At 49.9% G+C, this 21,365-nt stretch carries 13 protein-coding genes; 8 read left to right on the forward strand and 5 right to left on the reverse strand.

Annotated elements, in window-relative coordinates:
- Nucleotides 1-36: 36 nt before the first annotated feature.
- The 8 genes from QME03_RS00050 (at nt 37) to QME03_RS00085 (ending at nt 17,338) form a co-directional block, all read left to right on the forward strand.
- The gene (locus tag QME03_RS00050) at nt 37-3,393 is read left to right on the forward strand and encodes a hypothetical protein (RefSeq protein WP_281723040.1); all 3,357 of its coding nucleotides are present in this window, start codon (nt 37-39) and stop codon (nt 3,391-3,393) included.
- Between the two features lie 20 nt (nt 3,394-3,413).
- Nucleotides 3,414-6,527: a SusC/RagA family TonB-linked outer membrane protein gene (locus QME03_RS00055; protein WP_281723041.1), complete on the forward strand. Its 3,114-nt coding sequence runs from the start codon at nt 3,414-3,416 to the stop codon at nt 6,525-6,527.
- Between the two features lie 12 nt (nt 6,528-6,539).
- On the forward strand, nt 6,540-8,204 hold the full coding sequence (locus QME03_RS00060; RefSeq protein WP_281723042.1) for a RagB/SusD family nutrient uptake outer membrane protein: 1,665 nt from the start codon (nt 6,540-6,542) through the stop codon (nt 8,202-8,204).
- A gap of 327 nt (nt 8,205-8,531) precedes the next feature.
- Nucleotides 8,532-10,658 (forward strand): glycoside hydrolase family 31 protein, encoded by a 2,127-nt coding sequence (locus tag QME03_RS00065; RefSeq protein ID WP_281723043.1) that lies wholly within the window; start codon nt 8,532-8,534, stop codon nt 10,656-10,658.
- A gap of 83 nt (nt 10,659-10,741) precedes the next feature.
- The gene (locus QME03_RS00070; RefSeq protein ID WP_281723044.1) at nt 10,742-12,988 is read left to right on the forward strand and encodes a GH92 family glycosyl hydrolase; all 2,247 of its coding nucleotides are present in this window, start codon (nt 10,742-10,744) and stop codon (nt 12,986-12,988) included.
- A gap of 40 nt (nt 12,989-13,028) precedes the next feature.
- Nucleotides 13,029-14,672: a beta-N-acetylhexosaminidase gene (locus QME03_RS00075; protein WP_281723045.1), complete on the forward strand. Its 1,644-nt coding sequence runs from the start codon at nt 13,029-13,031 to the stop codon at nt 14,670-14,672.
- A 536-nt stretch (nt 14,673-15,208) separates the two neighbouring features.
- Nucleotides 15,209-16,237, forward strand: a complete 1,029-nt coding sequence (locus tag QME03_RS00080) for an NAD-dependent epimerase/dehydratase family protein (RefSeq protein WP_110369996.1) — start codon at nt 15,209-15,211, stop codon at nt 16,235-16,237.
- 138 nt (nt 16,238-16,375) lie between these two features.
- Nucleotides 16,376-17,338 carry a phosphatase PAP2 family protein gene (locus QME03_RS00085; protein WP_281723046.1) on the forward strand — a complete coding sequence of 321 codons (963 nt, stop codon included), beginning with the start codon at nt 16,376-16,378 and terminating at the stop codon, nt 17,336-17,338.
- Here QME03_RS00085 and QME03_RS00090 read toward each other — a convergent pair.
- From QME03_RS00090 to QME03_RS00110, 5 genes are all read right to left on the reverse strand, one after another.
- Entirely contained in the window at nt 17,335-18,192 is an 858-nt protein-coding gene (locus QME03_RS00090) for a PfkB family carbohydrate kinase (protein WP_025815792.1), read from the reverse strand. The genes QME03_RS00085 and QME03_RS00090 overlap by 4 nt on opposite strands.
- A gap of 53 nt (nt 18,193-18,245) precedes the next feature.
- Complete coding sequence (locus QME03_RS00095; RefSeq protein ID WP_110369995.1) at nt 18,246-19,475, reverse strand: FtsX-like permease family protein; 1,230 nt, start codon at nt 19,473-19,475, stop codon at nt 18,246-18,248.
- Between the two features lie 6 nt (nt 19,476-19,481).
- Nucleotides 19,482-19,817 (reverse strand): 30S ribosome-binding factor RbfA, encoded by a 336-nt coding sequence (rbfA, locus tag QME03_RS00100; protein ID WP_025815791.1) that lies wholly within the window; start codon nt 19,815-19,817, stop codon nt 19,482-19,484.
- A 31-nt stretch (nt 19,818-19,848) separates the two neighbouring features.
- Nucleotides 19,849-20,688, reverse strand: coding sequence for a glutamate racemase (murI, locus tag QME03_RS00105; RefSeq protein ID WP_025815790.1), 840 nt, complete (start codon nt 20,686-20,688; stop codon nt 19,849-19,851).
- A 73-nt stretch (nt 20,689-20,761) separates the two neighbouring features.
- A complete protein-coding gene (locus tag QME03_RS00110) occupies nt 20,762-21,310 on the reverse strand; it encodes an OmpH/Skp family outer membrane protein (RefSeq protein WP_281723047.1) in 549 nt (182 codons plus the stop codon).
- Nucleotides 21,311-21,365 lie beyond the last annotated feature (55 nt).

Raw genomic sequence — 21,365 nt, forward strand, 5'->3', positions numbered from 1 at the left:
AATAACCATTTCTTTTAAAATGAAATAAGTTGTGTTATGGCAAAAACCGTAGCTTTATTGTTGACTTTGTGGTTGGCCTTGCCACTAAAAGGGCAAACCTATATGCTGGAAGCAGAACGCTTTCAGTATGTGGGCGGCTGGAAAGTAGAGAAAGATGCCGAAGCTTTCAATAAGGCCGTGCTCATGGTTACGGCGGGCGGGAGCGGTGCTGCACATGCCACAACGGTGTTGGACGTGCCTCAAAGCGGACGTTATGTGTTTTGGAGTCGCACGAAAGACTTTCAAACCAAGGCCCCACGTACCCGCATTTCACGCCTAATGCTAGACACCACACGGCTAGCCCTGCAAGGCATACACGGCAGGGAGGGTTATCACTGGGAACAGGTAGGCACCATTGAACTGCACAAGGGACTGCATGTGTTGCGGGCTTGCGATGTGGCAGCCAACTATGCGCGTGTTGATGCCGTGCTGTTTACACGCGACGAAGGCCTCGACCCCAACCAGATGACCTACAAACAACTTACGAAATACGAGATACAACCCATCCCCACGCCCTTGGAAAAGCCGTCGACAACAATGGCACAAAACGCTCTTGCCTTGCTCAACACAAGTTCGCCTGTGGTTGATGAAATCTCAAACGGCCTGTTAAGGCTCCGTATTCATACGGCAAACAACCAATTGGTGCAACACATATCGGTACACACAAAGGGGCAATGGCGCAGCTGGGAAAGTCCCCAACCTCACAACCGCTTATACATCATTAAGTCGGCACGGCCCCAATTGGGCTACAACTCCATCTTTCCACTATGGTCGGGTGGGCAAGCACCATTGCTTCGCGTGGGCAACAACACCTATCCCGTATTTGAGCAAGCCCACTTGCAAAACCCCTTTCTGGCAGGTAAGGTTTGTCCAATGCACATCTTCCGCCACGAAAAGGCAGGCCAAAACACGCTACGCGTATGGTACGCATCGACCGATAACGACACAATAGCCTCCACATGGACTTTACATGCCAACAGCCACGTGGTGGACGTGCAGTTAGAATATGTTGTACGCATGCCACAATATTACAGTTTAGCTTTCGAAGCCTTTCAGCCACAGGCAGAAAATGCAGTGACGAATGTTCTGCTTTCGCCCCTTTACCAGTTCAAACGTCTGCCGCCCACCCCCAATCTCTTGCCTATAACCCTCACGCCACAGCCCGTTAGCATCATCGAGACAGGCAACCTAAGCTGTTTCTTGGCACCCAACCCCCAGCATCTGAAACGCAATTGGGGCATATACGACATGGGCTTATCACTTAAAAACGCAGCCAACGAGGTGCAGCCCGTGGCCTTTTCACCCATATTGGGCGAAAAAGACTCGTACAAAAAGAAAGGCGAAAAACTTACAGCCCATTTCAAACTGGGACTATTGCCACTGCAATGGCACAACACCCTGCAATATCTGTCGGACAGTGTGTTTGCTGTTCGCGATTACAGAGTACAAACAACACCGCTCACCGATGCCGTTTTCCACACCATCAACCTAATAAAGAACGATGAGGCAGCAGGCTGGGATGCCGCCATGAGGGGTTTTCTAGACATCGAAAGCAACCCAAACGTACGCACAGAAGTGGTTCAGGCCGCCCCTTTGGCACTGGTTTCGGCCGCCGTCGTTACCCACGACGAACAGTTATACACAACACGCGCCCTGCCCGCCATCGAGTACATGCTCTCGCGAAAGGGCTTCAGATGGGGCTACCCGCAGGCAAGCGACCTGCAAACACAAACCCCAACGAACACGTTCTCGCCCTTTGGGTCGCAATACAACACGGCTCACTTCGAGGCACTACACCGACTTTTGGGTCATAACAACCCGTGGTTGGCCGACATCGCCATGCCCGAAGGCAAACCCAGATACAGCAAAGGCTACGGCGTAGACCAGACTTGGGCAGACGACTTGGCCGCCTTCCGACTCACAAAAGCAGACAAATGGCTGGTGAAAGCCACCATCGGGGCCAACCACGAACTGCATACCGCCTTATACAACAACCCCTCGAAGCCCATTTTGCCGTGGATGTTCTACCATGCGCAGGTTTATCCGCAGTGGTTCGACCTGCTCGACCTCTATGATGTATGCAAAGATAAGGCCTTACTTGCAGCCTCTGCCTACGCCGCGCACTTCACTATCGCGGGCATCCGCACTTATCCCCCTGTCGGCAACGACACCATCCTCATCCACCAAGGAGGCAAATATGTGGGCAATGCCAATGTGTTTTGGAAGAAAGACAAGCCTTACAAGCTGGGCTATCCGCGGAAAACGGGCGATGTAAGCGAGAAAAAGGTGGCCCAACACACGCTTTCGCCCGTAGGACTGGGCTTTGAACAGCCCATGACCTTCTTCAACCGCGAGGGCAACATCAACCATACCTTCATGTCAACATGGGCACCTTCGCTCTTGCGGCTTAGCGGTTTGTGTGGCAATAGCCTGTTCGAGACCTATGCGCGCAACGCCGTTATTGGGCGTTTCGCCTCTTATCCGGGTTATTATGCCGCTGGCTACACCGACCTCCCGCTGGATTCGGTTTATCCTTACAAAGGTCCCGATGTCACTTCTCTCTACTATCACCACATCCCCTCGCACCTCAGCTTCGTGCTAGATTACCTACTTACCGAGGCAACACAACGCTCTAAGGGGGCTATTGGCTTTCCTTATGGTAAGCAAGAAGGTTTCGTGTGGTTCAACAACAGGGTGTATGGCGGCGAGAAAGGCTACATCCTGAACGACCGCGACGCACAACTTTATATGCGACAAGACATGTTGAGGCTATCTTCAACCGACGTAAACTGGCTCTCGGCAGTGTCTGCCAACAACCTTTGGCTCATTCTGATGAACGAGAAAGATAGCACCCTGAACGTAAGCTTGCGCTTAAACACGCCGCTGGTATCGCCTAACGGGACGGCCACCGAGCACTACTTTGCACAAACTAACTCGGTTGTGAGCGAAGAACGTGCCCTGAACCAAAACGCACTTACCGTCACTATCGCGCCCAAGGGCATAACGTTCGTGTCGTTGCCCTTGGCTAAATCGTTGCCAACTTACCCCTTCTCGCCCATTAGCAGTGGGTTTAAGATGATGCAACTAGACCCAACCCACAGGTTATACCTCTTCCGCATACGGTCGCCTTTTGGCTGGGATTCGCTCTATGGATACATAGACACTCCCTTAACAAAGGGTTACTCGGCCAGTTTAACCTGCCAAGCAGGTAGCGCGAAGCCACAGATGGACGAGCGCATGGCCTTTCCCTACGAATGGAGCATAACCCACTTGCCCGCAACCATGCCGCTAAACATCACGATGAAGATTGGCAACGAGCACAAGACTATCATCACTAAGCTGATAACAATGTAATTACCTAAGTAACAATCTATATGAAAAAGTTTCTTTTAGCATGGGTAGTATTCGTTACTACTAGTTTAAACGCACTGGCCCAACACACGATTGAGGGTACAGTGGTAGACGACACGCGAACGCCTTTGTTAGGTGTAACCGTGATGGAAGAGAACACATCCAACGGAACTGTGACCAACCAAGATGGGCATTTCAGCCTTTCGGTATCAGGACAAAAGGCCGTACTGGTGTTCTCGAGTATTGGAATGAAGGCCGTTCACCAACAGGTGGGCAAAGCCAAAAGCATGTACATCGTGCTAGAACCCGACGCCAAAGACCTAGGACAGGTGGTGGTTATCGGCTATGGCTCGATGTTGAAGAAAGACCTAACAGGCGCTGTTGGGGCGATAGACATGCAAGACCTACGCAAATCTAATTCGGCATCGCTGCTTAACTCGATGGCGGGTAAGGTTGCAGGCGTAAATGTAACGGCTTCGTCTGGCGAATTGGGTGGAGATGTAAACGTGGTTATCCGCGGAAACAACTCCATCAATGCCGGAACACAACCGCTTTATGTGATAGACGGCACACTTATCGACGTGAACAACGGCGAAGTGGCCACCTCTACCATATCGGGTCGCGCCACATTCAACCCGCTCGCGGGCATCAACCCAGCCGACATCGAGTCTGTGCAGGTGCTTAAAGACGCGTCGGCCACGGCCATTTATGGTTCGGCAGGAGCAAACGGAGTTATCGTTATCACCACGAAGAAAGGTCAATACAACAAGACCGAGGTGAGCTTCGATGCACGTTTCGGCATCAGCAAAGCCACAAAACACGTTGAGATGTTGCAAGGACAAGAGTTTGCCGACTATCGTTTCTCGCGTTTCCCCAACAGTCTTGAATGGGGAATAGACACAGACGGCGACGGGAAACCCGACCGCGCACGCATCTTTGGCCAAGAATTTGAAGACAATACATCGCACGATTGGCAACGCGAGCTACTTCGTACAGGCTTTTCGCAAAACTACAACCTCAGCATTAACGGTAGTAGCAAATCTAATTCGCTGCTGTATTCGCTCAGCGGAGAGTATCTTAAGCAGAACGCCATAGCCAAAAACAACAGTTTTACGCGCTATACGGGTCGCTTTAAGGTGGAATACGCACCCAACGACAAGCTGCGCATAGGCGGTAACGCCACCATCGCGCGCACCGAACTCTATGGACCGGTGAGCATGGGAGGCGGACTTCAATACAATGGTTGGCTGGAAGCGATGTTCGTTTACAAGCCCTTCAACTTTAAAGTAGACCCAGGCGACCCCGATAACGGCAATGTATCAAACCCTGCACAATCACTGTTCGACTCGTATAAGAAAACGCCACTCACGCGTATTCTCGCTAATGGTTTCCTGCAATACAAGCCGTTGCCAGGCTTAACCCTACGCACAAGCCTCAACACAGGCCTTACTTTCTCCAAATCAGAAGAGTGGTACCCTTCAAGTACATCGTGGGGATATGCCCGAAACGGACTAGCCAACGTGCTGGAAGCGACAACCGAGCAATGGCAAAGCACCACAACGGCCACCTATGTTAAGAGTTTTGCTGGCGGTCACAGCCTAACGGCCATGCTAGGTTTTGAAACCAGCAGCTACGTTTGGGCCAACCTGAACGTAACGGCCGAGAATTTCCCCGTGCAAACCTACAATCCCGTGTTCGACTTGCAGCAGGGTGGAGCCGCTATGCGCAAGCCTTCTACCAACAAATACCGCCAAACACGCATGTCAGAGTTTGGCCGACTATTCTATTCGTTTAAGGATCGCTACCTCACTACGCTCACTTTACGTCGCGACGGCTCGTCAAAGTTCGGTGCCGACAACAAGTACGCCACCTTTCCATCGGTAGCCTTGGCTTGGAAAGCCCACAACGAGCAGTTCATTAAAGGCATAAAGGCCATTGATGAGTTGAAACTCCGCCTCAGCGCAGGTGTTTCTGGTAACGACCGCATCACGCCTTACCGCTCGCTTCAACGATTAGACAACACCTATTACCTCAACCTTAACGATGCTGCCGTATTGGGTTTGGCTCCATCAGAAAAGTCTAATCCCAATCTGAAATGGGAATCCACCGCCCAATACGACCTAGGACTCGACGTTAGTCTGCTGAAACACCGTCTCGGTTTTACGTTCGACGTCTATTACAAGCGCACCTCCGACATGCTTTTGCAAGGCGATGTGCCTGGTCAAAGTGGCTCGTACAAGCAGTGGCAGAACATCGGAGAGGTTGAAAACAAGGGTGTGGAGCTATCCATTAATTCGCTCAACATCAATGCACGCAACTTTAAATGGCGCACCACCTTTAACATTAGCAGCAACCGCAACAAGATACTTTCGCTTGGCAATGTAACCGCCATACCGGTAAACATCAACGACGGCACCATCAACGAAGTGTCGCGACTGAAAGTGGGCTCGCCCATTGGTGGTGCATGGGGCTACGTATGGGATGGCATTTACCAAAAAACAGACTTCGACGAGCACGAAAAACTCAAGCCCGGTGTGGTTAGCATCAAGGGCATTAAGGTTAAACCCGGCGATTTGAAATACAGAAGTCTTAACGACGACAACGAGGTAGACCCTGTAAACGATAAAACCTTCATATCACGAGGCGAGCCAAAGTTCTTCGGCGGCTTGCTAAACAGCTTCGAGTATAAAGACTTCTCGCTCTCATTCTTCTTCAATTACAGCTATGGCAACGAGGTTCTCAACATTTCTCGCTGGAAATTTGAAGGCTATTCGGCCCACTACAACGTGGCCGCCGAATACTACCACAACCGCTGGACCGAAACGAATCCCACCAATAGCTACCCCGACATCAAATCGCCCAGAAAGAACGACGTGTCGTCTTACTATGTGGAGGATGCCTCCTTCCTGCGCTTACAAAACCTCACCTTTACTTACAGCTTGCCCCAAAGCGTGCTTAAGCCCTTGAAGATAACCGCTTGCCAATTCTCGCTCTCGGCCGACAACCTATTTGTGCTTACCAAGTACACAGGCTTCGACCCCGAAGTGTCTTACCACAACAAGCTCATCACAGGCCTAGATAACGTAACCTACCCCCGCAGTCGTTCGTTCTCGCTGGGCATCAACATTAACTTCTAAACACATAGCATTATGAACACAAAGATAATGGCAACCTGCCTATCGCTCACATTACTTTGCAGCTGTGGCGATTTCCTTGACGAGAAGGTTTATTCCTTTGCCGAGGGCAACACGCTCTTTGCAAATGCCAGCAACACAGAGAAAGCATTGACGGGCGCTTACGATGCCCTAAACGCCAATGCCATACAAAACCAAGCACCACATGCCTTGTTCTCGCGCAACATCCACTTGCTTACACAACTAGGATGCGACGAAATGATTGGCCGAACCGACTATATTGGCATTGCAGACATCAAGCCCTTCTGCAACTACACCTACAATTCCGAGTCGCGTTTTCTAGGCGATGCGTGGTTTGCACTTTACGCCGGCATATACAGAGCCAACGGCGTAATAGAGAATGCACCCAAAGTGGCAGACATGACAGACGAACGCCGCAAAGAGGTTGTGTTAGAAGCACGTTTCCTGCGTGGGTTCTACTACACTTACTTGGCATGGTTCTGGGGGGGCGTTCCCTTGCAAAAGTCGGTAAACGACAGCGAATTGACACCCCGTTCTAGTTTAAAAGACGTGTACGAACTTATCATTAGCGACTTAAAGAGTGCTTACGAGGGTTTGCCCGAACGCAACACTTACGACTCGCGCGCCAACAAATACACGGCCGCGGCCATGCTGGCCAAGGTGTATTTATACTTGGCTGCCTGTAAAGAAAACAATGTTGGGGCCGACCTTAACTTCACGCTCAACTCCTTCGACTGGGTAGAAAGCAATGCGATGTATGCAGAAGCCAAGGCTCTTTGTGCAGACATTTACGCAAATGGCGCCTATATCTTAAACCCCGAATATGCTTATAACTTCATTGCCGACCGCCCCGTGCTGAAAGCTGAGCAAGCAAAAGAAGCGGTAATGGTGGCTACCTTCGGAAAAGAAGCACCAAAGTATTTTGTCTTCGCTCATCTCACGGGAACTGTAGGCAACATCACACAAGACGGAGGGGGTGCAGGCTGGTTTCCAGCTCTGGGCGAACTAATAAGCCTTTACGATAAAATGGATGTGCGCTACAAGCAAAACATTGGTGGAGCAAATACCAAGAACAAGGTAAATATTATGGGCGTGGAATACTATGTTCCCTCGGGACTCTACCAAAGCGGTGTAAACACCTTCCTCACAAAGTTCCGTCAGAGTTCGCCGGCAGCACGATTGGCTGCGGGCATACCCGCTGCTTCCAGCGTACTAAACTTCCCCATCCTGCGATTTGCCGATGTTATCCTGATGTATGCAGAGGCCACTTACAAAACAGGTGATGAGGCCGAAGCCCGCAAACTGCTCGAGCCCATCCGACTACGCGCGGCAGGCAACAACGCTGCCTCTGCCCAAGACTTGGCAACGGCCTATCATAAAGACAACTTCATGGACGAGTTGAAGGACGAACGTTCGCGTGAACTCTGTGCCGAAGGCTGGCGAAGAATGGACCTTATTCGTTGGGGACGCTTGCAAAGCGTGGTGCAAAACCTCAAAACCAGCAACGAAGGCGATGTGAAACCAAATATTTACCACTACAACACCAAGCACGCACAAGCTGTTAAAGACAATTTCCAAAGCTATAAGATATGGTATCCCATACCCAAACGCGACAGAGAAGCCAACCCCAACCTTGTGCAAAACCCCGGATGGGAATAAGAGAAACGTGTAGATAAACAAACTTGCCGAAGAGTTGTTGTTAAAAGACATGAGGCAAGTGTAAGAAATCTACTTTACCATGCACCTTCGAGCGTCAGTACAAGCCGGCTTGTAGCCCTACTACAAAGTGCTTGTACTGACACTACAAGGTGCTTGTACTGGCACTACAAGCGGCTTGTAGCGCCGCTACAAAGGGCCTTGTACTGATAAATTGCCAATAACTTTGTTGGCAAACTGGTTCATCAAGCCATTCTCGCCTTACCACAACAGCTTGCCAACTAGCTAGCACATCCCCCGTCAACCCATAAAAATCATATATACTCAAACATGCGAACGTTTATCACATCATTAGTTCTAAGTGTTGCAATTACCACTCAGGCACAAACATTTAGGCAGATAGAGCCTGGCGTATACTTGCTCGCAGCTGGGCAAGAAGACGCCCACACGCCCCTGCGTTATAAAGAACCAGTGGCGAAACAGTTGAAAGACATGCCCACAACGGATAATCCCTTCGCCAAAGAAGGGGTACACATCGAGGTGAATGCACGCGGGTGCGTGGTAGACATTCCGCTTGCAGCCGACGAAAACATCTATGGCTTCGGCCTGCAAATGGGGTCGTTTGTGCAGAACAACAAGAAAAAGCGCCCTTTGGTAAACGACCATCCCTTGAAAGACCTTGGCTATACCCACGCACCGCAACCATTCTACATCTCGAACAAGGGATATGCCGTACTGATAAACACCGCACGATATACCACATTTTACATCGGAACGAACCGAAAGAACACCGACTATACGCCATCAGAAGACAGCCAAAAGGCAAAACTATCTACCGACGAGCTGTACCGTTCATCGACACAAAGCAGCTCAAAGCCACGCGTACAGGTAGACATTCCAGGCGCAAAGGGCATTAGCGTACTGGTGTTTGCCGGGCCCGACATGAACGCAGCACTGCGCCGATACAACCTGTTTGCCGGCGGCGGAAGCATGCCGGCACTCTGGGGCCTAGGCATGAAGTTTCGTTTGAAAACCGACTCTAAACAAGAAGATGCCTACCGCATAGCACATTATCTAAGAAACAAGCACATACCCTGCGACGTAATAGGCTTGGAACCCAAGTGGCAAACACGAGCCTACTCGTGTTCGTACGTGTGGAACAACGAGCATTTTCCCAACCCCAACGAGCTAATAGCCCGCACACGTGCTATGGGCTACAAGCTCAATTTGTGGGAACATGCCTTTGTTCATCCCTCTTCGCCCCTGCACCCACGGCTTAAACCCAAATCGGGTAGCCATTTGGTGTGGAACGGATTGGTGCCCGACTTCGCCGACTCTGCCACACAACACATCTTCGCCGCATACCACGACAGCTGCTTTGTGCAAAAGGGCATTGCAGCCTTTAAGATGGACGAGTGCGACAATTCTAACATTACACGAGGCGACCTGAATTGGAGCTTCCCCGAATTATCGGCTTTCCCTTCGGGCATTGATGGCGAACAGATGCACCAACTCTTTGGGCTGCTGTACCAGAAAACCCTTTACAGCGTTTTTCGCAAACACGGCATGCGCACCTGTTTAGACGTTCGTGCATCGGGGGCGTTGGCCGCTCCCTATCCCGTTTCGATTTATAGCGACACTTACGACTTGGAAGACTACGTGCGAATGGTATGCAACGCAGGACTGACTGGCCTGCTGTGGTCGCCCGAGGTGCGCGAGTCGGCCGATGAAGAAGACTTCTTCCGCCGCGTGCAAGTGGCCGTACTATCGGCTCAAACCCTCTTTAATGGTTGGTATCTGCGCAATCCCGCATGGCTGCAATTTGATAAGCAGCTGAACAACGAAGACAAATTCTTGCCTACGGCCACCAAAAACGAAGACGTGGTGCGCCAATTACTCAACTTCCGCATGTCGCTGGTGCCATACCTTTACGCCCAATTCGCCCGCTATCGCACAGATGGCACGCCGCCTTTCAAACCCTTGGTGCTGAACTATCCAAAAGACAAGGCCGCAGCGGCCATAGACAACCAATTTCTTATTGGCGACGACTTGCTTGCCTGCCCCATAGTGGGCAAAGGCAACGAGCGAATGGTGTACCTGCCCGAAGGCAACTGGTACAACTTCAACACCAACGAAAGGCTGGAAGGCGGTCGAAGTCACAACGTACATTTCGCACTCCACGAGGTGCCGCTCTTTGTTCGCGAAGGCACCATCTTACCCTTGGCCGAGCCCACAGACTGCATTACACCCCAAACAACGTTCGTACTGAATTGCCGCGTTTATGGCAAGCAAGCCCGCAACACATCGCTTTTCGAAGACGACGGCATTAGCTATGGTTTTGAAAGCGGTATATATAATAAGGTGTTGCTTAGCTGGAATGGGCGCGGAAGCATTAAACGCACAGGCAAATTTAAGGGTGTAAGATATAAGGTGAAGAACTGGACGTTGATTGAATAAGCATATCATTGCACCCTTTCAACCATTCGCCACACTCGTAGCATCCGCATAAATGTCTCATTTGTCAATTAACCCCACTCAAAATGAAACGACCCAATAGCTATCTCCTTGCATACCTCCTTGCATTTGCAGGCACTATGCTCTGCAAAGCAGAGGGACTGACCCACTATGTGAACCCCCTGATGGGTACACAGTCGAGCATGGAACTATCCAACGGAAACACCTACCCAACCGTTTGCCTACCCTTCGGCATGAACAACTGGGCACCCCACACGGGAAAGCTTGGCAATGGCTTTCTGTATACCTATCAAGAGAACTTTCTCTACGGCTTTAAGCAGACCCACCAAGCCAGTCTTTGGATTAACGATTACGGCCAACTATCGGTAATGCCCATTACGCGCCGCAACGACTTTACCGAAGAACGCCGCCGCAGTTGGTTTTCGCACAAAACAGAAATAGCCCTACCCCATTATTACCACGCCTACCTAGGCGATGCGCAAACCAACGTGGAGCTTACGCCCACCGAAAGGGCGGCGGCATTTAGAATGCGATTTAACGGCGGCGACAGCGCGTACGTGGTGATAGATGCCTGCAATGGCGGTTCGTATGTTAAGCTCATACCCCAGCAAAGGCGTATCGTGGGCTATTCAACAAAAAACAACGGCGGGGTTGGCCCTGCCTTTAAAAACTTCTTCGTGATAACCTTCAACCGCCCTTTCCTCAACGCCACCATCTGGAAAGATAAGCAATTGCTGGATGGCCAATACGAACAGCAGGGACAACACGTGGGAGCCGTGGTGGGTTTCGACCTTAAACGGGGCGAAACCGTAGAGATGCACATCGCCACTTCGTACATCAGCGAAGAACAAGCAGAGGTTAATTTGCAAGAGATTGGCAGCCAAAGCTTCGACGAAGTGAAAGCAAAGGCCGAACAAACTTGGGATGCGGAATTGGCCAAAGTAAGCGTTGCGAGCGACACCGACGATGAGCTGCGCACCTTCTACACCTGCCTTTATCGCATGTTGATATTTCCACGCAAGTTCTACGAGATAGACGCCAAGGGCGACACCCTGCATTACAGTCCCTATAATGGGCGCATCATGCCTGGCATCCTCTATGCCGACAACGGATTTTGGGACACGTTCAGGGCACAGTTCCCTTTTCTTAACCTGATGTATCCAAACATCGTGGCCGAAATTTTGCGCGGGTTGGAAAACGTTTATAAAGAAAGCGGATGGCTGCCCGAATGGTTCAGTCCCGGACATCGCGATTGCATGATTGGCCAACATTCGGCATCGGTCATCGCCGATGCTTACCTCAAAGGCATTCGCGGGTACGACATAGACTTGCTTTACGAGGCCATCCGCAAGAGTACGGAAGGCGTTGGCCCTGTTAGTTCGGTTGGCAGGAAGGGCTTTGCCCAATACAACGCATTGGGATATGTGCCTTGCGATATGGACGTTAACCAAAACGTGTCGCGCACCTTGGAGTATGCTTACGACGATTATTGCATCTATCGCCTGGCCCAAGCATTGAACCGCCCCAAGAAAGAGCAAGAAACTTTCCGTCAAAGAAGTCTTAACTATCGCCACTTGTTCGACAAGAACACGGGATTGATGCGCCCCAAAGACAGTAAAGGGCGTTTCTTAACGCCTTTCGACCCATATCGCTGGGGCGACCACTTTACCGAAGGCAACAGCTGGCAATACACTTGGTTTGTTCCGCACGATGTTATTGGCCTGCAAAAGCTGATGGGCGGACAAGCCAAGTTTGTGGAAAAGCTCGACTCGGTGTTCTCGCAAACCCAGCGTTACGACATTTCTTATTATAAGCGCGGCATCATCCACCTCATCAGGGAGATGCAGAATGCCGACATGGGACAATACGCCCACTTGAACGAACCCATGCACCACGTGCCATACCTCTATGCTTTTTGCCAGCCGTGCAAGACACAACGCCTGGTGCGAACCATCATGTCGCGGCTTTATGCGCCACGTCCCGACGGCTATTGTGGCGACGAAGACAACGGGCAGATGTCTGCTTGGTACGTATTCTCGGCCTTGGGCTTTTATCCTTTGTCGCCCATCAGCGGCGAATATGCAGTAGGCAGTCCGCTGTTTAGGCAAGCTACCCTGCATCTTCCCAATGGAAAAGCCATCCATATTGCCGCTCCGCAAAACAGCCCCACAAATGTATATGTATCGCAACTATTGCTAAATGGGCAACCATATCACTCCCAATTCGTGAAACATAGCGAACTGATAAAGGGCGCAAAGCTGGAATTTAAAATGCGTGCAGAAGAAAATGTACCACCCATTCCCCATCAATAAGCCCAAGCCTTTACCCACAAAATAAACAAACCATAAGCTCATGACATTTAAACAAGCCCTCCTCTTGGCAGCCTTTTTCCTGCTGTCCATCACCACCCACTCGGCAACAGCCAATTACAACGTAGTGCCTTTGCCGCAATCCATCGCTATGGCAAAAGGCAAACCCTTCGTGTTAAACGAAAGTACAACCATTACTTGCACCACTTCCAACGAACTGATGCAGCACAATGCCCGTTTCCTGGCAGAATACATCGCAGATGCCACAGGCATAAAGCTAGCCCACCCAGCCACATCTCCAAAAGGTTCTGGCCATATCTTGCTAACGATAGACAATAAGATTGCCGGCAAAGAGGCCTATCGCATAACTGTGACACAAAAGCAAGTGACTATCGCCGGCAGCACTGCAGCTGGTGTTTTCTATGGCATTCAAACACTGCGCAAGGCCTTACCCGTAGCAACGAGCAACAAGGCTGCTGCCCCAGTGGAACTGCCTGCCGTGCAAATTGCCGATGCTCCTTTGCTGCCTTACCGAGGAATGATGCTCGACTGTGGCCGACATTTCTTTCCCGTAAGCTTTGTTAAGCGTTTTATCGACATGATGGCCCTACACAACATGAACGCCTTTCACTGGCATCTAAGCGAAGACCAAGGTTGGCGCATAGAGATAAAGAAGTATCCTAAGCTGATGGAAGTTGGCGCTTGGCGAAGTGGAACGGTTGTGGGTCATAACTCGGATGTAGACGATCATCAACCGCATGGCGGCTTTTATACGCAAGAAGAGATAAAGCAGATTGTGGAATATGCCCGACAACGACACATCGAAGTAATACCCGAGATAGACATTCCCGGACATACCAAAGCGCTATTGGCTGCTTATCCCGAACTGGGATGCACGGGTGGGCCTTACACCGTGGGCCACAACTGGGGCGTACACCACGATGTTTTGTGCGTGGGCAACGAGCGCGTTTATGTCGTTTTGCAAGACATCATCGACGAGTTAAACCAAGTTTTCCCCTCTGCCTACTTTAACATCGGGGGCGACGAGGCACCGTCCACACGATGGCAACAGTGCAAACGCTGCCAAGACAAAGCCAAAGAGCAAGGCATAGACACCAAACACCTGCAACAATATTTCACCAAGCGCATGGAACAATACATCAACGGAAAGGGAAAGACGATGATTGGCTGGGACGAAATACTAGAAGGCGAACTGGCCAAGTCTACCATCGTGCTTAGTCGGCGTTACCTATCCACGTGGACAAAGGCGGCAAAGGCGGGGCACAACGTCATCACTTGCCCTGGGAAATATGCCTATTTCGACTATTATCAGGCGAAAAACACGCTTCACGAGCCGCAAGCCATCGGCGGTTACCTACCTGTGGAGCAAGTGTATAGCTTCAATCCGCGCCCCGACACGGTGTCGGCCGACATCACAAGCCGCATCATCGGCGTGCAAGGCAACCTTTGGACCGAGTATGTGCCCACCACAGCGCAAGCTGAATACATGGTGTTGCCACGCATGGCGGCGCTTGCCGAGGTGCAATGGATGCCAGCTGCACGTAAGAATTACACCGAATTTGTGGCACGCGTCACACGTCTGGCTCGCCTTTACGACCATTACGGCTATACTTATGCCCTACATATGTGGCCCGAAAGGTACAACCACAACAGAGCCGACTGGTAATGTGGCACGCTCTTCGGTTGTCCTTGCACACTTAAAGGTATATTGCCGTTAAGGAAAGGGTACAAAACCAAGCCTACTTGGATATATAGCCAAGATAAGAAAAGCATTTTCTAAGAAACTAATAAAACACTTCACCACAACCAACAGCTTATACATGGGATTTTGCTAGCCAATATCCAAGCTGTTGGTTGTGGTGATTTGGGCTTAGAATAGAGAAGATGAACCAAGGAGACATAGAGGTCTTTACCTCTACTTCTGTAGTCTTTCCACAGTGGCAGAGCGTTTAGCTTCCACAGTAGTGCCGCCAACAAGTACAAAGAAAAACGTGTTGCACATACGCTCGTATGCAAATAAATCCCACTCCACCTTTCGTTTTTGTAAAAAAACTGTGGTATCTTTGCATTCCAATGCTAGGGATCAAGGCCGAATTTGGCAACCATTCCATGCGTTGTGGCAAAGCCAATGGTTAACTTTTAATGGGTATGGCAACTGATAAACCGTTAGCAAGTTAACCAAGAAAAGAACTATTATCGAATATGGACAAAATACTTGTTACCGGCGCAAGCGGGTTTATTGGGAGCTTCATCGTTGAAGAAGCGCTTAACAGAGGCATGGAGGTGTGGGCCGCTGTGAGAAAAAGCAGCTCGAAAGAATACCTACAAGACAAGCGCATTCGTTTCGTGGAGCTTGATTTGGGCAATGCCGAACGACTCAAAAGTCAGCTCAGCGGTCACCATTTTGACTACGTGGTGCATGCTGCAGGAGCCACAAAATGCTTGCATCGAAACGACTTTTACCGCGTTAACACCGAAGGAACAAAAAACCTTGCCGATGCTGTGGTGCAACTAAAAATGCCTCTTAAGCGATTTGTGTTTATCTCTTCGCTTAGCATTTTCGGACCTGTGCGCGAGAAACAACCCTACGAGGAGATACAAGAAACCGACAAACCCATGCCTAACACGGCCTACGGACTCAGCAAACTGCTGGCCGAGGAATATCTCGACTCGCTTAATCCCAAGAACGAAGACGGCGAAATAACCGATGTGGTGTTACCTTACATCGTGCTAAGGCCCACTGGCGTGTACGGTCCACGCGAGAAAGATTATTTCCTCATGGCCAAAAGCATCAAGCAACACATCGACTTTGCCGTGGGATACAAGCCACAAGACATCACTTTTGTGTATGTTCAAGATGTAGTTCAGGCCGTTTTCTTGGCTCTCGACCATGGCATGAGCGGCCGAAAGTATTTTCTTAGCGATGGCGGCGTGTATCGTTCGTACGACTTTAGCGACCTTATTCACCGCAATTTGGGTAAGCCGTGGATGCTTCGCATCAAGGCTCCCGTGTGGTTTTTGCGCGTGGTTACATTCTTTGGCGAGTACATCGGGCGAGCCACAGGGCGCATCTCGGCTCTTAACAACGACAAGTATCACATACTAAAACAACGCAACTGGCGCTGCAACATCGAACCAGCGATGGACGAACTGGGCTATCACGCACAAGTGAACCTTGAAGAAGGAACTGCCCTAACAGTGAAATGGTATAAAGAAAATGGCTGGCTTTAACAACCAACTAGGGTTGCCAATAGAAAGAAAAGCACCAAAAATATAGTCCAAACGTGTGCACAGAAGTGCCACGTATTATCGTTGGTGCATGATACTGGCCACAAACAAGCCATAACAATACCCCCACTTAAACACAAAATGAACTTTATTAAAACACTTTTCGCAATAGAGAAAACACCTCGAAAGGGACTAATGGCCCTGGAATGGGTGGTGCTGGTCTATATGGTACTGACACTGCTCATGGTGTTTTTTACCTTTACCAAACTGGCTAACCCCGAAGCAATGATTTGGGGACGCATTCGTATCGGCGTGATAACGGCTGCCCTGTGGCTGGTTTATCGCTTAGTGCCCTGCCGTTTCACCAAACTAACGCGCGTGGTGACACAACTTTATCTGCTGTCGTGGTGGTATCCCGACACCTACGAACTAAATAGGATACTGCCAAACCTCGACCATGTGTTTGCCCAAGCAGAACAATCGGTGTTTGGTTTTCAGCCAGCATTGGTGTTTTGTGATGCCATGCCCTCACCTTGGTTTAGCGAACTGATGGATATGGGTTATGCTTCTTACTTCCCTATGATATTGGCCGTAACGCTGTTTTATTTCTTTTGCCGTTACGCCGAGTTCGAAAGAGCCTCGTTTGTACTCATCGCCGCCTTCTTCATCTATTACGTGGTGTTCGTGGCCTTGCCTGTAACAGGTCCGCAATATTATTATCCAGCCGTGGGGATGGAGAAGATAGCAATGGGTGTTTTTCCTAATGTGGGCGACTACTTCAATCTGCACAGCGAGCGTTTAACCAGTCCTGGTTATGTCAATGGCATCTTCTACCAGTTGGTGGAGCATGCGCACGACGCCGGCGAACGCCCAACAGCAGCCTTCCCAAGTAGCCATGTGGGCATCAGCACTGTTATTATGCTGCTTGCTTGGCACTCGGGCAATCGCCGTTTGCTATTGTGTTTGCTACCTTTCTTTGTATTGATGTGCTTCTCTACGGTGTACATCATGGCGCATTATGCCATTGATGCCTTTGCCGGATTGACTACAGGCGCGCTGCTTTACTTTGGTTTGATGTGGGTTAGCGGTAGATACCTACGCTAACCAAACCACTCAAATTCGGGTGAATAAGGCCCAGTGGCCTCCAATTTGCGTGTGCACATAGCCGCAGCAAATCGACCAGCCTCGACAAAGTTAAGGCCTTGGGCGCGACAATAAAGGTAACCAGCCGAATAAGTGTCGCCACAACCTGTGGCATCTACCAATTTGCGTGGGGTGTAAGCAGGAATTTCGTAAAACGAATTGTCGGCGTAGATAAGCGAACCATGACTTCCAAGGGTGATAACCACTTCTTTAACTCCCCACGAAGCGATTTGGCGAGCCACTGCTCGGGGATCGGTTAGGCCAGTAATCAGCTCCATTTCGTATTCGTTAAGTTTCAAGATGTGCGTATGGGCCAGCACATCGAGCTTCTCTTTCCAGTCAGTTTCCACCACTTCTTGTCCACGAACGTTGCGCAAGAAGCCCTGCACGTCGATAGAAATTTGGCCACGAGTGGAAAGTTCTTTCACAAATTCGGGTGAGAAATCGTCGTAGAGTAGCGACCCCAGATGGTAAACCTTGGCTTCCACACCGCGCATTTCTTTTATTTTAAATGGTTCGCACTTAGCGAACACGCGTTGTGTGCGACGATTCTGGTCGCCCCCATACGAGTTTTCAAAATAAACAGAGTTGTCGCAGGTATAAGCCACCACGTTAATTCCTTCTTCGCGCATGCGTCGCACCTCTTGAACATCGAATCGTCCAAGCTTAGTTACCAATTGATAAGACACCTTACGAGGAAGTCGAGCAATGGCATACGAGAAATAAAAAGATGTTCCACCCGAGATAAACGCCTCGTGTTGTGACGTTACAATCTTATCGCGAGTGATGTGTCCGATACAGCAAATGTCATTCATTGATAAAGAGATAAGCGTTGTTATAGGATAATGATAATTAGATGGATTGACTTTTAGTCTAATAATTTACGACTTAGATAACGCACAGGATACCACACCGAGAGCCAACCAACGGCAATAACAGTGATAAAAATCCAAAAAACGTCAATGTAATGCACGCTAACGGGATAAGCGTTAACGATGAACGAACCTTCGCTCTTACCCAGAGAAACCAGTCCGTATTGTTGTTGAAGCCAGCAAAGCAGCAGTCCAAGCCCCACACCAAGCAAAGCTCCAAGGGCCGAAATCATGCGTCCTTCGAACAAGAAGATGCGCACTATCTGCTTATCCGTTGCACCAAGGTTGCGCAAGGTGGTCACATCGGCCTTTTTATCGATGATAAGCATAGAGAGCGAACCAACAATATTGAAGCACGCCACCACCAAAATAAAGGTGAGAAAGATGTAGGCGATAATCTTTTCTACATTCATTATGCGGAACGTATCTTCCTGTTGCTCATATCTATCGAGAACTTTATACTTGCTACCCACAATATTCTGTATCTTCTTTTTCACCACATCGGTGTTGGCATTGGGCTTAAGTTTCAGTTCCAAGGCAGTAAGCATGCCTTGCATACCAAAGAGATTGCGAGCAAAAGAAGCAGAAGTGAGGATATAACGCTGGTCGTATTTGGCCTGACGAACAGAGAATACCACGCCAGGCGACAGCAACGAGTCGACCACGAAGCCCGAAGCAGGATTAGAAATATCGAACTGTCCTTCGCGGTTGGGTGCAAACACGCGCATGAAGCCCTTCCATCGCGTACCCGTTCCAAGCTGCTGAGCCAGTCGGATGCCTAGCACGCCATACTGTAAGTTGGCAGCTCGCAAAGCAAATTCGCCTTCGCCGTAGAGCAAGTCGTTGATGCGCGTAAGCTTTGTAAAGTTGTCGTCAACGCCTTTGATAGTAACCATGGCTTGTTTATCGCCATAAAACACCAGGGCATTGTCTTCCACACACTCGGTGGCAACCTCCACTTCGGGCAGATTTCGTATCTCGGTGAGCAACGGGTCGTCGGTAGGAGCATCCTTTCCTTTAGCAGGCACCACCTCTATTTGGGGGTCGAAAGCCGTAAAGAGCGATGCAACGAGGTCGTGAAAGCCGTTGAACACGCTCAGCACGATAACCAATGCCATGGTTGCAACGGCCACCCCCACCACCGAAATGGCGCTGATGACGTTGATAGCATTGGTGCTTTTCTTAGAGAAAAGATACCTGCGAGCGATGAAAAGAGATACGGCCATGAGCGATTATTGTTTTAGTAGTTCGTCGATACGCTCAATATAGTCGAGACTATCGTCGATAAAGAAGCGCAATTCGGGTATGATGCGCAGCTGATTGTGCACGCGCGTACCCAGTGCGTAGCGAATAGTTTTGGTGTTAGCTTCAATATTTTTAAGCAGTTCTTCGCCCTTATCCGAGGGGAAAACGCTGAGGTATGCAGTGCAGATGCTAAGGTCGGGCGACACACGAGTGCGTGTAACGCTCACCATAACGCCATGCATCAAGCGCGTTTGCGATTGAAAAATAAGGCTCAACTCTTTCTGTAGGAGTCGTGCGATGCGGTTTTGTCTTGTTTCTTGCATATTGGGAGTGCTGTTAAGCGTGTTGTGCGCGTCATTCCAAGCTTACATGCTGGCAGTCTATCTGCTCGTGTAAGAATATCTGCGCGTTTTCTTTAAACTTATCTTTGTTTTCGGTGGTGAGATAACGAGCTGTTCCCTGCTTAGTGCAACGTGCATCTATCTCGGGATGTCGTTGCAGATAGTGCTGCAAGCTGTTGGCCACATATTCACCTTGGGGCACAATTCGCACGCCTGGAGGCACATGTTTCACAATGCTATTCATGAGCAAGGGATAGTGAGTACAGCCCAACACCACCGCATCTATTTGTGGATCGGAGCGCAAAAGGGCGTCGATACGCTTCTTCACAAAATAGTCGGCACCAGGACTATCGGCTTCATTAGCCTCAACAATGGCCGCCCAAAGAGGGCAAGCCATACCTTGCACCTGCACATCGGGAAAGAGTTTTTGTATTTCAAGCCTATAACTATCGCTCTTGATGGTGCCTTCGGTGGCCAGAATGCCCACATGTCGTGAGACAGTTAGCTGGCCAATGCTCTCGGCTGTGGGCCTAATAATGCCCAATACCCGGCGATTGGCATCGAGCGAAGGTAAGTCGAGTTGCTGAATAGACCGCAAGGCTTTGGCCGAAGCCGTGTTGCAGCCTATGATAACCAAGTGACAGCCCTGCTCAAAGAGCTTAATGACAGCCTGACGCGTGAACTGATACACCACATCAAACGATCTTGGCCCGTAGGGAGCACGTGCATTGTCGCCCAAGTAGAGGTAATCATACTGGGGTAAGAGCTGTCTGATGCCGTGCAAGATAGTTAATCCGCCATAACCCGAATCGAAAACGCCGATGGGTCCAGGCTGTTGTGCGAACTTGTTCATACGTCATTGGGGGCGTTGGGGCGTTAAACGCGCCCCTTTCGCCCATAAGCAGGTTGGTAATGCTTAGCCAAGCTTATTGCAACTCGGCGCTAATAGCAGCCGACACGTTCTCTCCCAATTCAGGATTGAGGTAAGGCGCGGCGTTATTATCAGTATTGAGGATGAAAGCCAGAGCCTTTTGAGCGCCAACTTTAGCGATAGCCTGGTTCAAACGAGCCTTCAAAGGAGCCATAGCGTCGACCTCAGCCTGTTGCAACAAGCGAGTAGCCTCTTGCTTAAAAGCCATGTTTTTTTCCATGAGTTCTTGCAATTCAGCTTGTCGTTTCATGCGAATAGCTGGTGCAAAATCTTTTAGTCCATCGAGAAAAGCCTCGTATTTGAGGTTAAACTCGTCAGAAGCACGTTTCATTTCGGCTTGATACTTACCTCTAAGGGTTTCGATGTTGCGTTGCACCTCAGCATAATCAGGAGCCGATTGTAGCACGTCTTGATAGCTAAAGAAGCCAAAACGCAAGCTAGCAGCCGTTTGCATGGGTGCATTTTGTCCTTGTGTGTTCACATCTTGCGCCCCAGCCGTGAGAGTAGTGAAGAGCATTAAGGCTGCGAAAATAGTTTTTTTCATATCGTTTGGTTGGTTGTTGTAGCCCCGTTTTGGTCGAAAGCCATTAAGGGGCGTG

It is taken from the genome of Hoylesella shahii (assembly GCF_937990675.1).
GTDB classification, from domain to species: Bacteria; Bacteroidota; Bacteroidia; order Bacteroidales; family Bacteroidaceae; genus Prevotella; species Prevotella shahii.